Raw genomic sequence first — 14,303 nt, 5'->3', positions numbered from 1 at the left:
GGTGAGCCTACGGCCTTCGGGCACAGGGCGAGCCGGGCGGGGCAGCAACGCCGGCGGTGCGCGTCTTTCGGGCATCGTTACTGAAAACAGCGCTGTCGGTCCGTCCGGCAGGCGCGCACCGCCTCCCCCACACTTTTTACACGGGAGGCACCACAGCCTCCCAATGGCCAGGCCGGCAAAACCGGAGCGTGGCAACGGAGAAGCGCGCCGGTGACTTCCCTCAAAGGGAAGGGAAAACCGCCGCCCCGCCAAACGCCGGGGGGTGCAAAGTGACGGGCGCCCGGCTATGAACGAGTGGCAGATGGAGGTTCCATGTTCTCTAAAATCCTGATCGCCAATCGCGGTGAAATCGCCTGCAGGGTCATCCGCACGGCACGCAAGATGGGCATAAAGACGGTTGCCGTCTATTCGGATGCCGACACGCGCGCGCTGCACGTGCAGCAGGCCGACGAGGCGGTGCATATCGGCCCCTCGCCTGTCGGCGAAAGTTATCTGCGCGGCGACAAAATCATCGCCGCCGCGCTCGAGACCGGCGCGCAGGCGATCCATCCCGGTTATGGCTTCCTGTCCGAAAACCCGGATTTCGTCGACGCGGTCGAGGCAGCTGGGCTGACCTTCATCGGCCCGTCGGGCGCCTCGATCCGCGCCATGGGCCTGAAGGATGCCGCCAAGCGGCTGATGGAAAAGGCCGGCGTGCCGGTGGTGCCGGGCTACCACGGCGAGGATCAGGGCCTGGTGCTGCTTGCCGGCAAGGCCAAGGAGATCGGCTATCCCGTGCTGATCAAGGCGCGGGCCGGCGGCGGCGGCAAGGGCATGCGCCGCGTCGAGACGGCGGAAGAATTCGCCGAAGCGATGGCCGGCGCGCGGCGCGAAGCCAAGGCCGCCTTTGGCGACGACAGCGTGCTGGTGGAAAAATACGTCGACAAGCCGCGCCACATCGAAGTGCAGGTCTTCGGCGACAATCACGGCAACGCCGTCCACCTTTTCGAGCGCGACTGCTCGGCGCAGCGCCGTCACCAGAAGGTGATCGAGGAGGCCCCCGCCCCCGGAATGACGCGCGAGATGCGCGCGGCGATGACGGCCGCGGCGGTGAAGGCCGCCAAGGCGATCAAATATTCCGGCGCCGGCACCATCGAGTTCATCGTCGATGCCTCCGACGGGCTGAAGCCCGACCGTTTCTGGTTCATGGAGATGAACACCCGCCTGCAGGTCGAGCATCCGGTGACCGAGATGGTGACCGGCGTCGACCTCGTCGAATGGCAGCTCCGGGTCGCCGCCGGCGAGGCGTTGCCGAAATCGCAGAACCAGATCGCGCTCGACGGCCACGCCTTCGAGGCGCGCATCTACGCAGAGGATCCGGCGAAAGGTTTCCTGCCGGCGACCGGCACGCTGCACCACCTGCAATTTCCGCCGCAGGATACCGAATTGCGGGTGGAAACCGGCGTGCGCGCCGGCGATGTCATATCCCCCTTCTACGATCCGATGATCGCCAAGCTGGTCGTCCATGCCGGCGACCGCACGGCGGCGCTGCAGGCGATGGACGCCGCGCTTGCCGGCACGCAGATCGCCGGCTCGGTGACCAACATCTCCTTCCTCGCCGCCCTCGCCCGCGACGCGGATTTCGCGGCGGGCGACGTCGACACCGGGTTGATCGGCCGCAAGCAGGACTGCCTGACCGTCAGCGCGGAGCCCAGCGAAAAGATCGTCGCGCTTGCCGCCCTTGTCGCTTCTGGCGCGCGCGCCAGAAGCGCAGGTGCCGATCCCTGGGACGCCATTTCCGGCTACGCGCATTTTCACGCGCTGGCCCGCCGTGCCCGGCTCAAATCGGGCGAAGCGGCGATCATGGCTCACGTCGCGCCGCGGGCGGACGGCCGTTTCGAGGTCTCGCTCGGTGAAAACGGCCGGACCTATGTCCTTGCTGTCCCTGCCGCCGGGGGCGCGGCCGATGGCATCGGCGTCGCTTTGTGGCCGGGCCATGCGACGCTGTTCGAGGGTGGCCAGGCCTACAATTTCGCCATTTCCGATCCGCTGGCGCAGGCCGCCGACGCGGCCGGCGGTGACTCGATGCGGGCACCGATGCCGGGCCTGGTCAAGCTGGTCCGCGTCACCGCCGGCGACGCCGTGCTGAAGGGTCAGCCGCTCTTGGTGCTGGAAGCGATGAAAATGGAGCACACCATCGCCGCATCTCATGACGGCATCGTCGCCGACATCGTGGCGGAGGGCGCGCAGGTCACCGACGGTACGGTGCTGGTGCGGTTCGTGGAGGCCGAAGCCGCCTGAAGTGTAATCGGCTGCCTATTGGGGCAGTGCTAAAAATGGAAAAGCCGCGCCGGTTTTGTCCCCACCGGTCGCGGCTTTCCTGTTCAGGCTACGCCCCAAGCATCCCCGCGCCTGTTTCGTGCCATTCTTCCCGGGTGGCGGCATTGATGCCGCTCTTTCGCCAGGAACTCCCTGTCAGAACCTGCAATTCCTAATGCGTCGTCATCCATTCGCGCGCTTCGCGCAGCGCCTTGGCGATTTCCTGCTTGGACATCGAGGCGGAGAGTTCCGCGCGGACCTCCGCTGCCCGGTCCGAGCCCTTGATCGCCGCGATGTTGAACCATTTGTGGGCGGCGACGATGTCTGCATCGCAGTCGCGACCGGTCGCATACATCATGCCGAGTTCGAAAAGAATGTCGGCCTGTGCCGAGGTTCCCATGCCGCCGAAGCCGGCTTCAAGCATTTCAAAACGTGCCATTTCCGTCGTCCCCTGTCTGTCTCCCGAGAGCCGCTTCTTTCGTCCCTGCGAGCTGCCCTTTCGATGCTTCCGAGAATGACGGCGAGGCTTGAATCCGTCGTTAAATGGCGTGCTTAATTTGCCGCAAACAAAAATAAAACAGGAGGTAAACCTCGGATTTCGTTAAGGATAGAGTCGCCGCCGCTGCGGGGATTTCGGAAAAATTCGTCGAAAATTCGGGACGTCGGGGAGAACGGTTTGATAACCACGAAACCGGAACCGAACGCAACAATCAGCCTTCGCCCGTAAAAATCGGCAGCCGGAAAGGGTCGCGAAAATCCCGGCAACCTCACGCTGCGGCACGCTTTTGTTTTCCCGCGGACTGGATTAGCTTACGTTTGCGTAAGGGACAAAGCGGCGGGTTTTACAAATATCCTGGCCGGCGGAGGACCCTCGGAGGAGGAAACCGATGTTTCGCAAAATGAGCATGGCCGTTGCGGCCACGATTCTGATGGCGGGTGCGGCCTACGCCGACCCGATCGAAGGCAACTGGAAGACGCAATCCGGCGCCACGGCCGCGATCACCGGCGGCGGCCCTTTCACGATCACCTTGAAATCCGGCAAGCATTCCGGCAAGCGTATCGGTTCATTCAACGCCAGCGGCGGCGGCAAATACACCGGCAAGATCACAGATCCGGAAACCGACAAGACCTATTCGGGCAAGGCGTCGCTTTCGGGCAGTTCGCTTTCGATGAGCGGTTGCGTGCTCGGCGGCCTGATCTGCAAGAGCCAGAAATGGTCCAAGCTCTGAGCGCCGGCTAAAATATCTGGTTTTGCGGGGGCTTCGGCCCCCGCTTCCGTTTTCAGGCCCTGGCTTTCTGGCCGAACAGGATCTTCTGAGCTTCCTTGTCGTTGGCGAGATTTGATTTCTCGCGCTCTTCCTTGCCGACCGCCATTGCCCGCTCGACCGCAGGACGAGCCATGATCGTCTCGAACCAGCGTTTCAGGTTGGGAAAATCCTCCAGATCCTGGCCCTGGTTCTTGTAGGGCCTCACCCAGCCGACACAGGCCATGTCGGCGATCGAATAATCGCCGGCAAGGAATTCGCGATCGACAAGGCGTTTGTTCATGACTCCATAGAGCCGGTTACATTCGTTGGTGTAGCGGTCGATCGCATAGGCGATCTTCTCCGGGGCGTATTGGCGGAAATGATGCGCCTGGCCGGCCATCGGGCCCAGTCCGCCCATCTGCCAGAACAGCCACTGATCGACCTCCACGCGGCCGCGTTCGTCAGCCGGATAGAATTTTGCGAATTTCCGGCCGAGATATTGAAGGATCGCACCGGACTCGAAGATCGAGATCGGCTCGCCGCCCGGACCTTCGGGATCGACGATCGCCGGCATGCGGTTGTTGGGCGCGATCTTCAGGAACGAAGGCTCGAACTGCTCGCCGCGGCCGATGTTCACGTATTTCACCGTGTAAGGGATGCCGAGTTCCTCCAGCGCGATGGTGATCTTCCAGCCATTCGGTGTCGGCCAGTAATGCAGGTCGATCGGTTTCGTCTGGGTGGCCATCCGGCATATCTCCGCTCGATTTGATGTTGCCGCAAAAATGCCCGCCCGGGCAGCGCGCGTCACGTCAATGTTTTTGAACGCAGGATGAATGGCGATCTCAGGGCCGGTTCAGCGCGCCCGAGGCAAAGTGTCCCCACAAATCGAGGGATACACCAATGCTCGCCCGTCGCTTCACCATCGTCTGCCTGCTGACCGCGCTGTTTGGGGTGCTGTTTGCCCACCTTGTCGCCGAAGCAGGCCGTTCCACTCATTCGCGCGATGTCGGCACCGCCGTGCCGTTGCGCATCCGATAACCAACTCTCGCAACCTCAACCGTTCAACCCAAAGGCCCAACGTCCATGACCCGCTCGCTAACTTCCGCTTTCAAGGTGCTCCGGCACCTGCCCCGTGCGGCGGCAATCTTGCTGGTGCTGTGGAGCCCGCTGGTTGCCATGCAAAGCGTCCGGGCCGATACCGGCGCAACCATCGAAGCGCCGGCCCACAAGAAAAACGGCATGGGCTTCGTGCTGCTGGTCAGCTTGCAGCGCGGTTGATGCTTTCCTGAGAAAGTTTTTCGGATCGTAGCCCGTGGCATCGACCCCGCCGAATTCCGGGGGAGCCCCCTCCCGCAGGCCTATCCAAGTCTCTATAGTGGGTCATGGAAAAGCGAATCTACCCGGAACCCATCGAATCGATCGCCAGCCCGGAGCCTTTCGCCCGGCAAAGCTTCACCGACGCGCACGAAGCCGTCGCCGCCCTGAGGGCGCTCTACGAGCGCAACACAGCGTTCCTGCGCGACTCCTTCAGGAAACTCGCCGAAGGCGGCGAGAACCAGCGGCGCTACCGCGCCTTCTATCCCGAAATCAGCATCACCACGTCGTCCTACGCGCAGATCGATTCACGGCTTGCCTACGGGCACATGCCCTCACCCGGGCATTACTCCACGACTGTGACGCGGCCCGATCTGTTTGAAACCTATCTTGTCGACCAGTTGCGGGTGATCATGCGCAATCACGGCGTGCCGATCACAATTTCGGAATCGGAAACGCCGATACCCGTGCATTTCGCGTTCCTCGAAGGCACCCATGTCGACGCATCGTCGGCCGACCGCATCAAGCGGCCGCTGCGCGACATATTCGATGTGCCCGACCTCAACGCGACCGACGACCACATCGCCAACGGCACCTTCGAACCGATCCCCGGGGAGCCACTGCCGCTGGCGCCGTTCACCGCGCAGCGCATCGATTATTCGCTGCACCGGCTGTCGCACTACACGGCAACCAGCCCGCAGCATTTCCAGAATTTCATCCTGTTCACCAACTACCAGTTCTACATCGACGAATTCTGCGTCCACGCGCGCAACCTCATGGCCAGCGGCGGGGGCGGCTATTCAGCCTTTATCGAACCCGGCAACGTCGTCACCGAGGTCGGGGAAGGATCGCCTCAGGAAGGCGCTTCGCCGCTGCGCATGCCGCAGATGCCGGCCTATCACCTGGTCAAACCCGGGCATGGCGGCATAACCATGGTCAATATCGGCGTCGGCCCGTCGAACGCCAAGACGATCACCGATCACATCGCGGTGCTGCGGCCGCATGCCTGGCTGATGCTTGGCCATTGCGCCGGCTTGCGCAACACGCAGGCACTCGGCGACTACGTGCTGGCACACGCCTATGTCCGCGAGGACCATGTGCTCGACGACGATCTGCCGGTCTGGGTGCCGGTGCCGCCGCTGGCTGAGGTGCAAGTGGCGCTGGAGCAGGCCGTGGCCGAGGTCACCGGGCTTGCCGGCTACGACCTGAAGCGCATCATGCGCACCGGCACCGTCGCCACCATCGACAACCGCAACTGGGAACTGCGCGAACAGCGCGGCCCGGTGCAGCGGCTGTCGCAAAGCAGGGCCATCGCGCTCGATATGGAATCGGCGACGATCGCCGCCAACGGCTTTCGGTTCAGGGTACCGTACGGCACCTTGCTGTGCGTGTCCGACAAGCCGCTGCACGGCGAACTGAAGCTGCCGGGCATGGCGACGGAATTCTACAAGCGGCAGGTGGCCCAGCATCTGACGATCGGTATCCGCGCCGTCGAAAAGCTCGCCGAAATGCCGCTGGAGCGGCTGCATTCGCGCAAGCTCAGAAGTTTCTCCGAGACCGCGTTCCAATAGCGACATGCGCGCCGGATTGAACTGAGCTAGGGATTCACCAGCCGCAGGATGAGTTGCTGGATATTGCCGCCATCGCCCATTTCGACACGGTCGAATTCCCGGCTTTTCTGCCGTTGGGCGAGAGACGCCGCTGAAAGCGGTTTTTTGATTTCTTCCCTGATTTTCTTGCAGTTCGGGTCTCCGGGGACGGAGACCCCGACCGTGGTCTTCAGGATCGTGTCCACCATTTCCTTGATCTGTTCGCCATGCACCTTCTCGTGGTCGCGAATACCCGCGTAGAACGTATCCCATTTCTTGCGCATGGCTTCGGGCAGACGCTTGGAAGGCTTGGGCAGCGTATAGGTGATGATCAGCTTGGGTTTTGCCGAAACCAGCGTGCAGAGGTCGCCTTGCGGGACATAATTTCTGTTCCAGGTCAGTTTGAAGTCGGTGTGTGCGACGGTGCGGACCTTGCCGCCGATGAGCGGTCCGCGCTCGCCGATCGAGGTGTAGAGCTCGATACCGGTCGTGCCGGAGATCGCGTAGCTCTTGACCTGCTCGACCGCCTGCCATTCAGCGCCAGCCGCCGGCGACGCGGCGGAACAGGCCGCCGCTGCCAGCAGCCAAAGTCGGCCAACAATCTTCATGCGAATCCCCGCAATCACCTGCATCTTCGCGTCGACACTACGGGCGACGCGCTCCGGCATCAATGATGTGCGTTGCCGTGCAGCGAGAACGTCCGCTTCTCGGGTGCCTTCCTGGTTCAAGGAATGATTTTAGCCTTGGGCTGAAATCGGCCAAAATCGCCATGTTTTGTCGCCCGGCTTTTTGAGACATAACAGGCCAATGATTTTTCGAATCCTTCTTCCGTTGACAGCATTGGCGATCGCCGCCCTGTTGTCGCTGTCGTTCCTTGGCCGGCTTCATCCGGCTTTGGATTCGGTAGCGCATTTCCGCGGCCATCTTGCAGTGCTGCTCGGCCTCGTGGCGATCGCGCTCCTGCTGATCGGATTCTGGAAAGAGGGTGTCGTCGGGCTGCTGTTTGCCGCCGCCGCGTTTTCCTCGGTTTCCGCCTCTTTCTCTTTTCCCGGCCTGACCAGCGTGCATGCGGCCTTCGCTCCCAAGGATGATGCGCGTGCCGTCTATCGGCTGCTGCAGATGAATCTGCGCTTCGACAACCAGACACCGGAAAAGGTGCTGTCGCTGATCGGGAGGACGCAGCCGGACGTTATCACCTTCAACGAAGTCTCGACGAAATGGATTGCCCCGCTCGAGCGTCTATCCGCCGCATATCCGCATCGCGTGATCTGCAAGGGCACGACACGCGTCGGCGGCGTGGCGATCCTGTCGCGGCGGCCGTTCGAAGCCGGAGTGCCGGCAAATTGCTTCGGCAATGGTTCGATCGCGATCGCATCCATCGACTTCGGCGGGCAGATGGTGAAGGTCGCCGCACTGCACCTCGGCTGGCCCTGGCCTTATCATCAATGGGCGCAGGTCGACGATCTGGCCGGCGTTCTCGGCACGCTCGGCGATACCGCGATCCTGGCCGGCGATTTCAACGCGACCGGCTGGAGCGTTTCAGCGAGGCGCGTCGCCGAAGCAGGTGGCTTGACGCTGGTGGAGTCGATCGGGCCGACCTGGCTGCACCGCAAACTGCCGAAACCGCTGCGCCCCTTCATCGGTTTGCCCATCGACCAGGTGCTCGCCAAGGGCAACGTGGTCGTCCATTCGGCGAAGACGCAGGACGATGCGGGATCCGACCATCTGCCGGTGCTGGTGGAATTCTCGCTGCTGGCCGGCCCGCCGGCTCCCGACAGCGAAGCGCCGACGGTGACGGTGGACCTTTCGCCCCCAAGAGGTCCGCACGGCTAGTGCCGTACATGATATTGCGACGGTCGAAGGCTACTTCTTCAGAAACAGGAGCAGGTTTTCGACATTGCCGCCGTCGCCATGCTCCTTCTTGTCGAAGAGTATCTGCCGCTTCTCATATTGGCTGTAGATCGCATTGACGCGCTTCTTGACCATGGCCTGAGCCTTGCGGCAGCCCCGGTCGTCGGCGACGACAAGCCCCGATATCGAGCGCTCCGCGGTCGTGACCATCTGGCGCGCGATCGTCCCGTGCGTTTCCTCGTGTTTCCTGACGCCGCTCATGAAGCGCGCCCAGCGCTTGCGCAATTGCGGTGAGAGCGAATCCCTCACCTGCGGATAGGTGTAGGTCAGTGAGAGGAGGGCATCGGCTTTCTTCAGCCGGCAGGAGCCGTTTCTCTCCGCCCAGGTGATGTTCCATCCCACCGAATATCTGGTCTGGGCGATCGCCCGCGTCAGAAAGCCATGCTTTGGACCGCGGCGATCCATGGCCTCGATCAACGCCTCTCCGGTCTTGCCGTTGATCTCGTAGCTGGCTTTCTTGACGGTGATCTTGACGCCCGCAGAGGCAGCGCCAGCAAAACCGGCACACAAAGCTACTGCTAGTATCCCGGCCCAGGCGATGGAACGCATGATCGGATCTCCGCTCGACTGGAACACAGCATATCCGATGCCGTGTTTCAATATCGAGACGCAATCCACGCCGCGCGGAGAGGCTCGCCTACATGTTGGTTCGTCTACATGTTGGTATAGACCGGCCCTTCGCCACCCTGGGGCGGCACCCAATTGATGTTCTGGTTGGGATCCTTGATGTCGCAGGTTTTGCAGTGGACGCAGTTCTGCGCGTTGATGACGAACTTCGCGTCCTCGTGCCCCGGATCGTTGGCGATCGAGTTGCCGTCCTTGTCGACCCACTCATAGACGCCGGCCGGGCAGTAGCGCGACGACGGCCCGGCGAAGACTCCGTATTCCGAACGCTTCTGCAGCTCCATGTCCTTCACCTGGAGATGGATCGGCTGGTCTTCCTCGTGATTGGTGTTGGAGAGGAAGACCGATGAAAGGCGATCGAAGGTCAGCACGCCGTCCGGCTTGGGATAGGCAATCTTCTGGTGCTTTTCCGCCGGCTCCAGCGAGGCGTAGTCCGGCTTGCCGTGCTTCATGGTGCCGAACAGCGAGAAGCCGAACAGCGTGTTGGTCCACATGTCGAAGCCGCCGAGCCCGACGCCGACGATGGTGCCGAAGCGCGACCACAGCGGCTTGACGTTGCGGACCTTCTTGAGATCTTTGCCGATGTCGCTGTCGCGCCATCCGCTTTCATAGCCGTCGAGTTCGTCATTGGCGCGGCCGGCGGCGATGGCGGCAGCCACATGTTCGGCGGCCTGCATACCGGAGAGCACGGCGTTGTGCGAACCCTTGATACGCGGGACGTTGACCAGGCCGGCGGCGCAGCCGAGCAGCACGCCGCCCGGAAAGGACATCTTCGGCACCGACTGCCAGCCGCCCTCGGTGATGGCACGCGCGCCATAGGAGAGGCGCTTGCCTCCCTCGAAGGTGCCGCGGATCGAAGGATGCGTCTTGAAGCGCTGGAATTCCTCGAATGGCGCCAGATAGGGGTTCTTGTAGTTGAGGTGGAGGACATATCCAACCGCAACCATGTTGTCCTCGAGGTGATAGAGGAACGAACCGCCGCCGGTCTTCATGTCCAGCGGCCAGCCGAACGAGTGCTGGACGAGGCCCGGCTTGTGGTTTTCCGGCTTCACCTGCCAGAGCTCCTTCAGGCCGATGCCGTACTTGCCCGGATCGCGGCCGTCGGAAAGGTTGAACTTGGCGATCAGCTGCTTGGCGAGCGAGCCGCGTGCGCCCTCGCCGATCAGCACATATTTGCCCATCAGCGCCATGCCGGGGGCGTAGGACGGCCCGTGCGTCCCGTCCCGCTCGACACCCATGTCGCCGGTATAGACGCCGTTCACCGCACCCTTGTCGTCGTAAAGCAAACCGGCGGCAGCGAAGCCCGGATAGATCTCGACGCCCAGCGCCTCCGCCTTCGCCGCCAGCCATTTGCAGACATTGCTCAACGAGACGATGTAGTTGCCGTGGTTGTTCATCAGCGGCGGCATCATGAAATTGGGCAGGCGGAAGCTGCCGGATTTCGTCAGCACCAGGAAGCGGTCGTCGGTTACCGGGGTCTTGAAGGGATGGTCCTCTTCCGTACGCCATTCCGGCAGCAACCGGTCGATGCCGATGGGATCGACCACCGCGCCGGACAGGATGTGGGCGCCGACCTCGCCACCCTTTTCGAGCACGACGACCGAGAGTTCCGGATTGATCTGCTTGAGCCGGATCGCCGCCGACAGTCCCGCAGGGCCTGCGCCGACGATCACCACGTCGAATTCCATGCTCTCGCGTTCGATCTCGCTCATCAGGTCCTCCGCATCTTCGCGCTGCCGCAGGCGCTTACCCCGTACTCGTCGCTCATAGCGCATCCATCAGCGGCGTGAAACCATTACACAAACGGCGGGGCGTTCAGCCGCAGCATAGCACCAAGATAAATTCCGTTAACGTAAGCGTCAATGTGTATACGGCAGTTTGCGTCCGAGCGAGATGACCTGCCACCTTTTCCAGTTTGCGAAATCCCGGTTCTCGGTCATATTCGCCGCATGCGGCACCGCCTCCCGGGTCGAGTATCGGCAATCAGCGTCGTCGGAGCTCTCTCGCTCCTGCTGGCGGCTTCCGGGCTTCGCGCCGAGGAAAGCAATGCTGTACGAGGCCCCTTGGAAGCCGGGCCTTATTCCTTTTCCGACGAACTTGGCGGCTTCCATATCATTTCCGCCACGGGAAAAGGCAGCAGGAGGGATCCGATCGTCATCACGCAGGAGCTGGAATCGTCCAGTCCCGTGACGCTCGTGATCCGGACGATCGGGCCGCTCCAGCCATTCAGTTCGTCGGAGGATGCGGCCAGCGGATTTCTCTACATGCGCGCCGTCGTCATCAACAACAGCGGCCAGGCTTGGGTGGAGTTCGAATTCGAGCTTCAGGAGATACTCGGAAAAGCAAGCGTCTTCGGCGACGGCCTGTCCTTCGACCAGCGGCAATCCAGCGACGACCACATCTCGTCCGACAGTTTTGCCGAATTCAGCCGTGACTTCGAGCCCTATGACCGGCTGCTTCTGCGCAACGGTCGGGTGGATCCGCTGAAGGCGGCGACGTTTTCGTTTCTGGTGACCGATTTCACGCCGCGCACGCAGTTCTACCTGGTGCTGGATCCGCGCATTCCGTCTTCCTGAACTTGCGTTCGAGGCGGCAATCTGCGAACCGGTTGGCGGAGAGGCAGAACATTGACCGAGCCCAAGGAACCACTGCCGGACATAGGCGACCTCCTGCGCTTCTACGCCGAGGCGGGTGTCGACGAGGCACTGGACGATGTCGCGCCGAACCGATTCGAGCAGGGCGCGGCCAGAAAAGCACCTGCTGCGGGGCAGACTGCGGCGCCGGAAACCAGCCAGGGCGGGCGCCAGCCTTCGCAGCCGCAGGAAGAAACACCTCGAACCGAACTCCGGAACGCACCGGACGCTCCGCCGGCCAGGCCGCAAACAGCCGCGGTTCCCGACGGCGCACAGGCCGCCCTCGCCCGTGAAGCCGCAAGCAAGGCCGGTTCGCTTGCGGAACTCAGGGAGATCATGGCCGCTTTCGATGGCTGCAACCTGAAATTCACCGCGAAAAACCTGGTGTTTGCCGATGGCAATCCGGATGCCGACCTGATGCTGGTCGGCGAAGCGCCGGGGCGCGACGAGGATCTTGAGGGCCTGCCGTTCGTCGGACGCTCCGGCCAGTTGCTCGACCGCATCCTCGCAGCGATCGGCCGTGACCGGAGTTCGGTCTACATCGCCAATGTGATTCCGTGGCGGCCGCCGGGTAACCGTGACCCCTCCCCCATGGAGACGGAAATATGCCGGCCGTTCATCGAACGGCAGATCGAACTCGCCAACCCGAAAGTCATGATGACGCTCGGCAATCCGTCATCGAAACTGTTGCTGAAAACGCAGACCGGCATCATGCGGCTGCGCGGAAACTGGGGCATCCATCGCACGCCTGCAGGCCAGGAGATCGCGACCATGCCGACCTTCCACCCGGCCTATCTCCTGAGAAATCCCGCCCACAAGAAACTTGCATGGCGGGATTTCCTGGAGGTGAAGGCGAAGCTTCGCAATCTTGCCTAAGCTTTTGCCCCATCAGCCTGCCGGAAGATGCGGCTGATCACCGTTCCCTTGGCGACCAGTTTACCATCGGCATTGCGCACCGACACGTCGCTGACTGTCTGGCTGCGCGTACGATGGACGATCACAGCCTCCGCTTCGATATCGCGCCCGTCGGCGGGCGCCAGATAGGCAATGCTCAGGTGCGAAGTGGCGCCGCCGGTGACATCATCTCCGGTGACCCCCGAAGCCGACGCCGCGGCGCCCGCGACATCGATCAGCGTGGCGACCGCACCGCCATGGACGATGCTGCCCACGGTCGCGAGGTCACTGCGGAACGGCAGCCGGAGAATGACCCTGTCCATCTCTGCCGCCACCACTTCGAGGCCAAGCGGCGCGGCGAAGGGAGACTTGATCAGGACCTCGTCGATCCAGTAGCGAGCGCTCGTCTGCATCTGCCGCTCCTTCGATCCAATGGGATCAGGCTGCCGCCGCGGCACGCCGCATGCCGACGAACTGCAATTCCGCGAACAGGGCGACGGCAACCGCCTGCGCCGCGACGAACAGGATGCCGAGCAGGTTCGGCGCCACCGCACCGCTGACCAGCAACGCGACGCTGCCGACGACCCACAATGCGTTGATCGCGATGATGTCGACCAGCACCAGCCGCGAAACGGTTTGCCGACGGGCAACGACGACCAGCATCGCCACGAAGGGAACCAGCGCCAGCCCGGCTCCGAAGAGCAGCGGCGCCGGCAGTTCGAGAAACGGCGAAAGGAAGTTCGCGCCGCCCATCATCAGGAGGCCGGCGGCACCGCTGATCAGCGCGTCGGCGTTGAGTGCGTTGCGGAGGAAAGGGGTAATCGTCACGGACATGATCGTCTCCTTTGGTGTTGCTGTTCGCTTGGTCCGGCGGTTTCGATGACGGCAACATGCCAGCCGCCTTTCGGCCTGACGATTACGCATGAGGTAATAGGATCGATATTCGGTTTGGGTTAGGTTCCGGTCATGAACACGACACACGACATGCCGATCGGCAACCTCATCCGCGAGTGGCGCACCAAGCGCCGCATGAGCCAACTCGACCTCGCCAGCGAGGCGGAGATTTCGCAGCGGCATCTGAGTTTCGTGGAAAGCGGGCGCTCCGCCCCTTCGCGCGAAATGGTGATGCATCTGGCGGAGATGCTGGAGATACCCTTGCGCGAGCGCAACCACATGCTGCTCGCCGCCGGCTTTGCGCCGGCCTTCGGCGAGCGTCCGATCACCGACCCGACACTCTCGCCGGCGCTCGACGCGGTCAATCTGGTGCTTCGGGGGCACGAACCCAATCCGGCGATTGCCGTCGATCGGCACTGGAACATGATCTCCGCCAACAATGCGATCGGTCCCTTCCTCGCCGCGGTGAGCGAAGCTTCCTTGCTGACGCCGCCGGTCAATGTCTACCGCCTCAGCCTGCATCCGAAAGGCCTGGCGCCTTTCATCGTCAATCTGAACGAGTGGCGGTCGCACCTGATCGACAGGCTTCGACGGCAAAACGACGCCGTCGCCGACCCGGTGCTCATCGAGCTCGAAAAGGAAGTATCGGCCTATCCTGGCGCTGCGCGCGGCGGACCGGCCGTTATCCACAAGGATCAGGCAGCCATTGCCGTACCGTTGCGGCTGAAGATGGGCGGCGATGTTCTGTCGTTCATCTCGACAATCACCGTGTTCGGGACACCGCTCGACGTCACGCTGTCGGAACTGGCGGTGGAATCTTTTTTTCCGGCCGATCAGCGCACTGCCGAACTGCTGCGCGCCATGGCGGCGGCCAGCCCGACACGCCAGCCCTCCTGACG

16 protein-coding genes are annotated in these 14,303 nt (G+C 62.7%); 9 read left to right on the top strand and 7 right to left on the bottom strand.

What is annotated here, in order from left to right; all coding sequences use genetic code 11:
- Window positions 1-312: 312 nt before the first annotated feature.
- On the top strand, window positions 313-2,280 hold the full coding sequence (locus tag OHD58_RS09105) for an acetyl/propionyl/methylcrotonyl-CoA carboxylase subunit alpha (protein WP_263802891.1): 1,968 nt from the start codon (window positions 313-315) through the stop codon (window positions 2,278-2,280).
- Between the two features lie 190 nt (window positions 2,281-2,470).
- On the opposite strand, the gene OHD58_RS09100 is transcribed toward OHD58_RS09105, so the two are convergent.
- Complete coding sequence (locus OHD58_RS09100) at window positions 2,471-2,737, bottom strand: sel1 repeat family protein (protein ID WP_263802889.1); 267 nt, start codon at window positions 2,735-2,737, stop codon at window positions 2,471-2,473.
- Between the two features lie 448 nt (window positions 2,738-3,185).
- On the opposite strand from OHD58_RS09100, the gene OHD58_RS09095 reads away from it, so the two are divergent.
- The gene (locus tag OHD58_RS09095) at window positions 3,186-3,527 is read left to right on the top strand and encodes a DUF2147 domain-containing protein (RefSeq protein WP_263802888.1); all 342 of its coding nucleotides are present in this window, start codon (window positions 3,186-3,188) and stop codon (window positions 3,525-3,527) included.
- A gap of 52 nt (window positions 3,528-3,579) precedes the next feature.
- On the opposite strand, the gene OHD58_RS09090 is transcribed toward OHD58_RS09095, so the two are convergent.
- Window positions 3,580-4,290 (bottom strand): glutathione S-transferase family protein, encoded by a 711-nt coding sequence (locus OHD58_RS09090; protein WP_263802887.1) that lies wholly within the window; start codon window positions 4,288-4,290, stop codon window positions 3,580-3,582.
- 155 nt (window positions 4,291-4,445) lie between these two features.
- Between OHD58_RS09090 and OHD58_RS09085 the strand changes: the two genes are divergently transcribed.
- The 3 genes from OHD58_RS09085 (at window position 4,446) to OHD58_RS09075 (ending at window position 6,430) form a co-directional block, all read left to right on the top strand.
- Window positions 4,446-4,583: a hypothetical protein gene (locus OHD58_RS09085; protein WP_263802886.1), complete on the top strand. Its 138-nt coding sequence runs from the start codon at window positions 4,446-4,448 to the stop codon at window positions 4,581-4,583.
- A gap of 45 nt (window positions 4,584-4,628) precedes the next feature.
- Window positions 4,629-4,823 carry a hypothetical protein gene (locus tag OHD58_RS09080; RefSeq protein WP_263802885.1) on the top strand — a complete coding sequence of 65 codons (195 nt, stop codon included), beginning with the start codon at window positions 4,629-4,631 and terminating at the stop codon, window positions 4,821-4,823.
- A gap of 104 nt (window positions 4,824-4,927) precedes the next feature.
- Window positions 4,928-6,430, top strand: coding sequence for an AMP nucleosidase (locus OHD58_RS09075; protein ID WP_263802884.1), 1,503 nt, complete (start codon window positions 4,928-4,930; stop codon window positions 6,428-6,430).
- A gap of 26 nt (window positions 6,431-6,456) precedes the next feature.
- On the opposite strand, the gene OHD58_RS09070 is transcribed toward OHD58_RS09075, so the two are convergent.
- Entirely contained in the window at window positions 6,457-7,056 is a 600-nt protein-coding gene (locus OHD58_RS09070) for a DUF922 domain-containing Zn-dependent protease (protein ID WP_263802883.1), read from the bottom strand.
- 223 nt (window positions 7,057-7,279) lie between these two features.
- Here OHD58_RS09070 and OHD58_RS09065 point away from each other — a divergent pair, with 223 nt between their 5' ends.
- Window positions 7,280-8,281, top strand: coding sequence for an endonuclease/exonuclease/phosphatase family protein (locus tag OHD58_RS09065; RefSeq protein WP_263802882.1), 1,002 nt, complete (start codon window positions 7,280-7,282; stop codon window positions 8,279-8,281).
- Window positions 8,282-8,311: 30 nt separating this feature from the next.
- On the opposite strand, the gene OHD58_RS09060 is transcribed toward OHD58_RS09065, so the two are convergent.
- Entirely contained in the window at window positions 8,312-8,908 is a 597-nt protein-coding gene (locus OHD58_RS09060) for a DUF922 domain-containing protein (RefSeq protein ID WP_263802881.1), read from the bottom strand.
- 104 nt (window positions 8,909-9,012) lie between these two features.
- Entirely contained in the window at window positions 9,013-10,695 is a 1,683-nt protein-coding gene (locus OHD58_RS09055; RefSeq protein WP_263802880.1) for an electron transfer flavoprotein-ubiquinone oxidoreductase, read from the bottom strand.
- A gap of 237 nt (window positions 10,696-10,932) precedes the next feature.
- On the opposite strand from OHD58_RS09055, the gene OHD58_RS09050 reads away from it, so the two are divergent.
- Both OHD58_RS09050 and OHD58_RS09045 read left to right on the top strand, forming a co-directional pair.
- Window positions 10,933-11,559, top strand: coding sequence for a hypothetical protein (locus OHD58_RS09050; protein WP_263802879.1), 627 nt, complete (start codon window positions 10,933-10,935; stop codon window positions 11,557-11,559).
- Window positions 11,560-11,610: 51 nt separating this feature from the next.
- Complete coding sequence (locus OHD58_RS09045; RefSeq protein ID WP_263802878.1) at window positions 11,611-12,492, top strand: uracil-DNA glycosylase; 882 nt, start codon at window positions 11,611-11,613, stop codon at window positions 12,490-12,492.
- On the opposite strand, the gene OHD58_RS09040 is transcribed toward OHD58_RS09045, so the two are convergent.
- Window positions 12,489-12,923: a PaaI family thioesterase gene (locus tag OHD58_RS09040; RefSeq protein WP_263802877.1), complete on the bottom strand. Its 435-nt coding sequence runs from the start codon at window positions 12,921-12,923 to the stop codon at window positions 12,489-12,491. The two genes, OHD58_RS09045 and OHD58_RS09040, sit on opposite strands and share 4 nt — an antisense overlap.
- Before the next feature lie 25 nt (window positions 12,924-12,948).
- Window positions 12,949-13,344, bottom strand: a complete 396-nt coding sequence (locus tag OHD58_RS09035) for a hypothetical protein (protein WP_263802876.1) — start codon at window positions 13,342-13,344, stop codon at window positions 12,949-12,951.
- A gap of 132 nt (window positions 13,345-13,476) precedes the next feature.
- Between OHD58_RS09035 and OHD58_RS09030 the strand changes: the two genes are divergently transcribed.
- Entirely contained in the window at window positions 13,477-14,301 is an 825-nt protein-coding gene (locus tag OHD58_RS09030; RefSeq protein WP_263802875.1) for a helix-turn-helix domain-containing protein, read from the top strand.
- Window positions 14,302-14,303 lie beyond the last annotated feature (2 nt).

This window comes from Mesorhizobium sp. ZC-5 (genome assembly GCF_025753855.1).
In the GTDB taxonomy this organism is placed as follows: domain Bacteria; phylum Pseudomonadota; class Alphaproteobacteria; order Rhizobiales; family Rhizobiaceae; genus Neomesorhizobium.
This window is presented reverse-complemented; position numbering and strand designations above follow the sequence as displayed.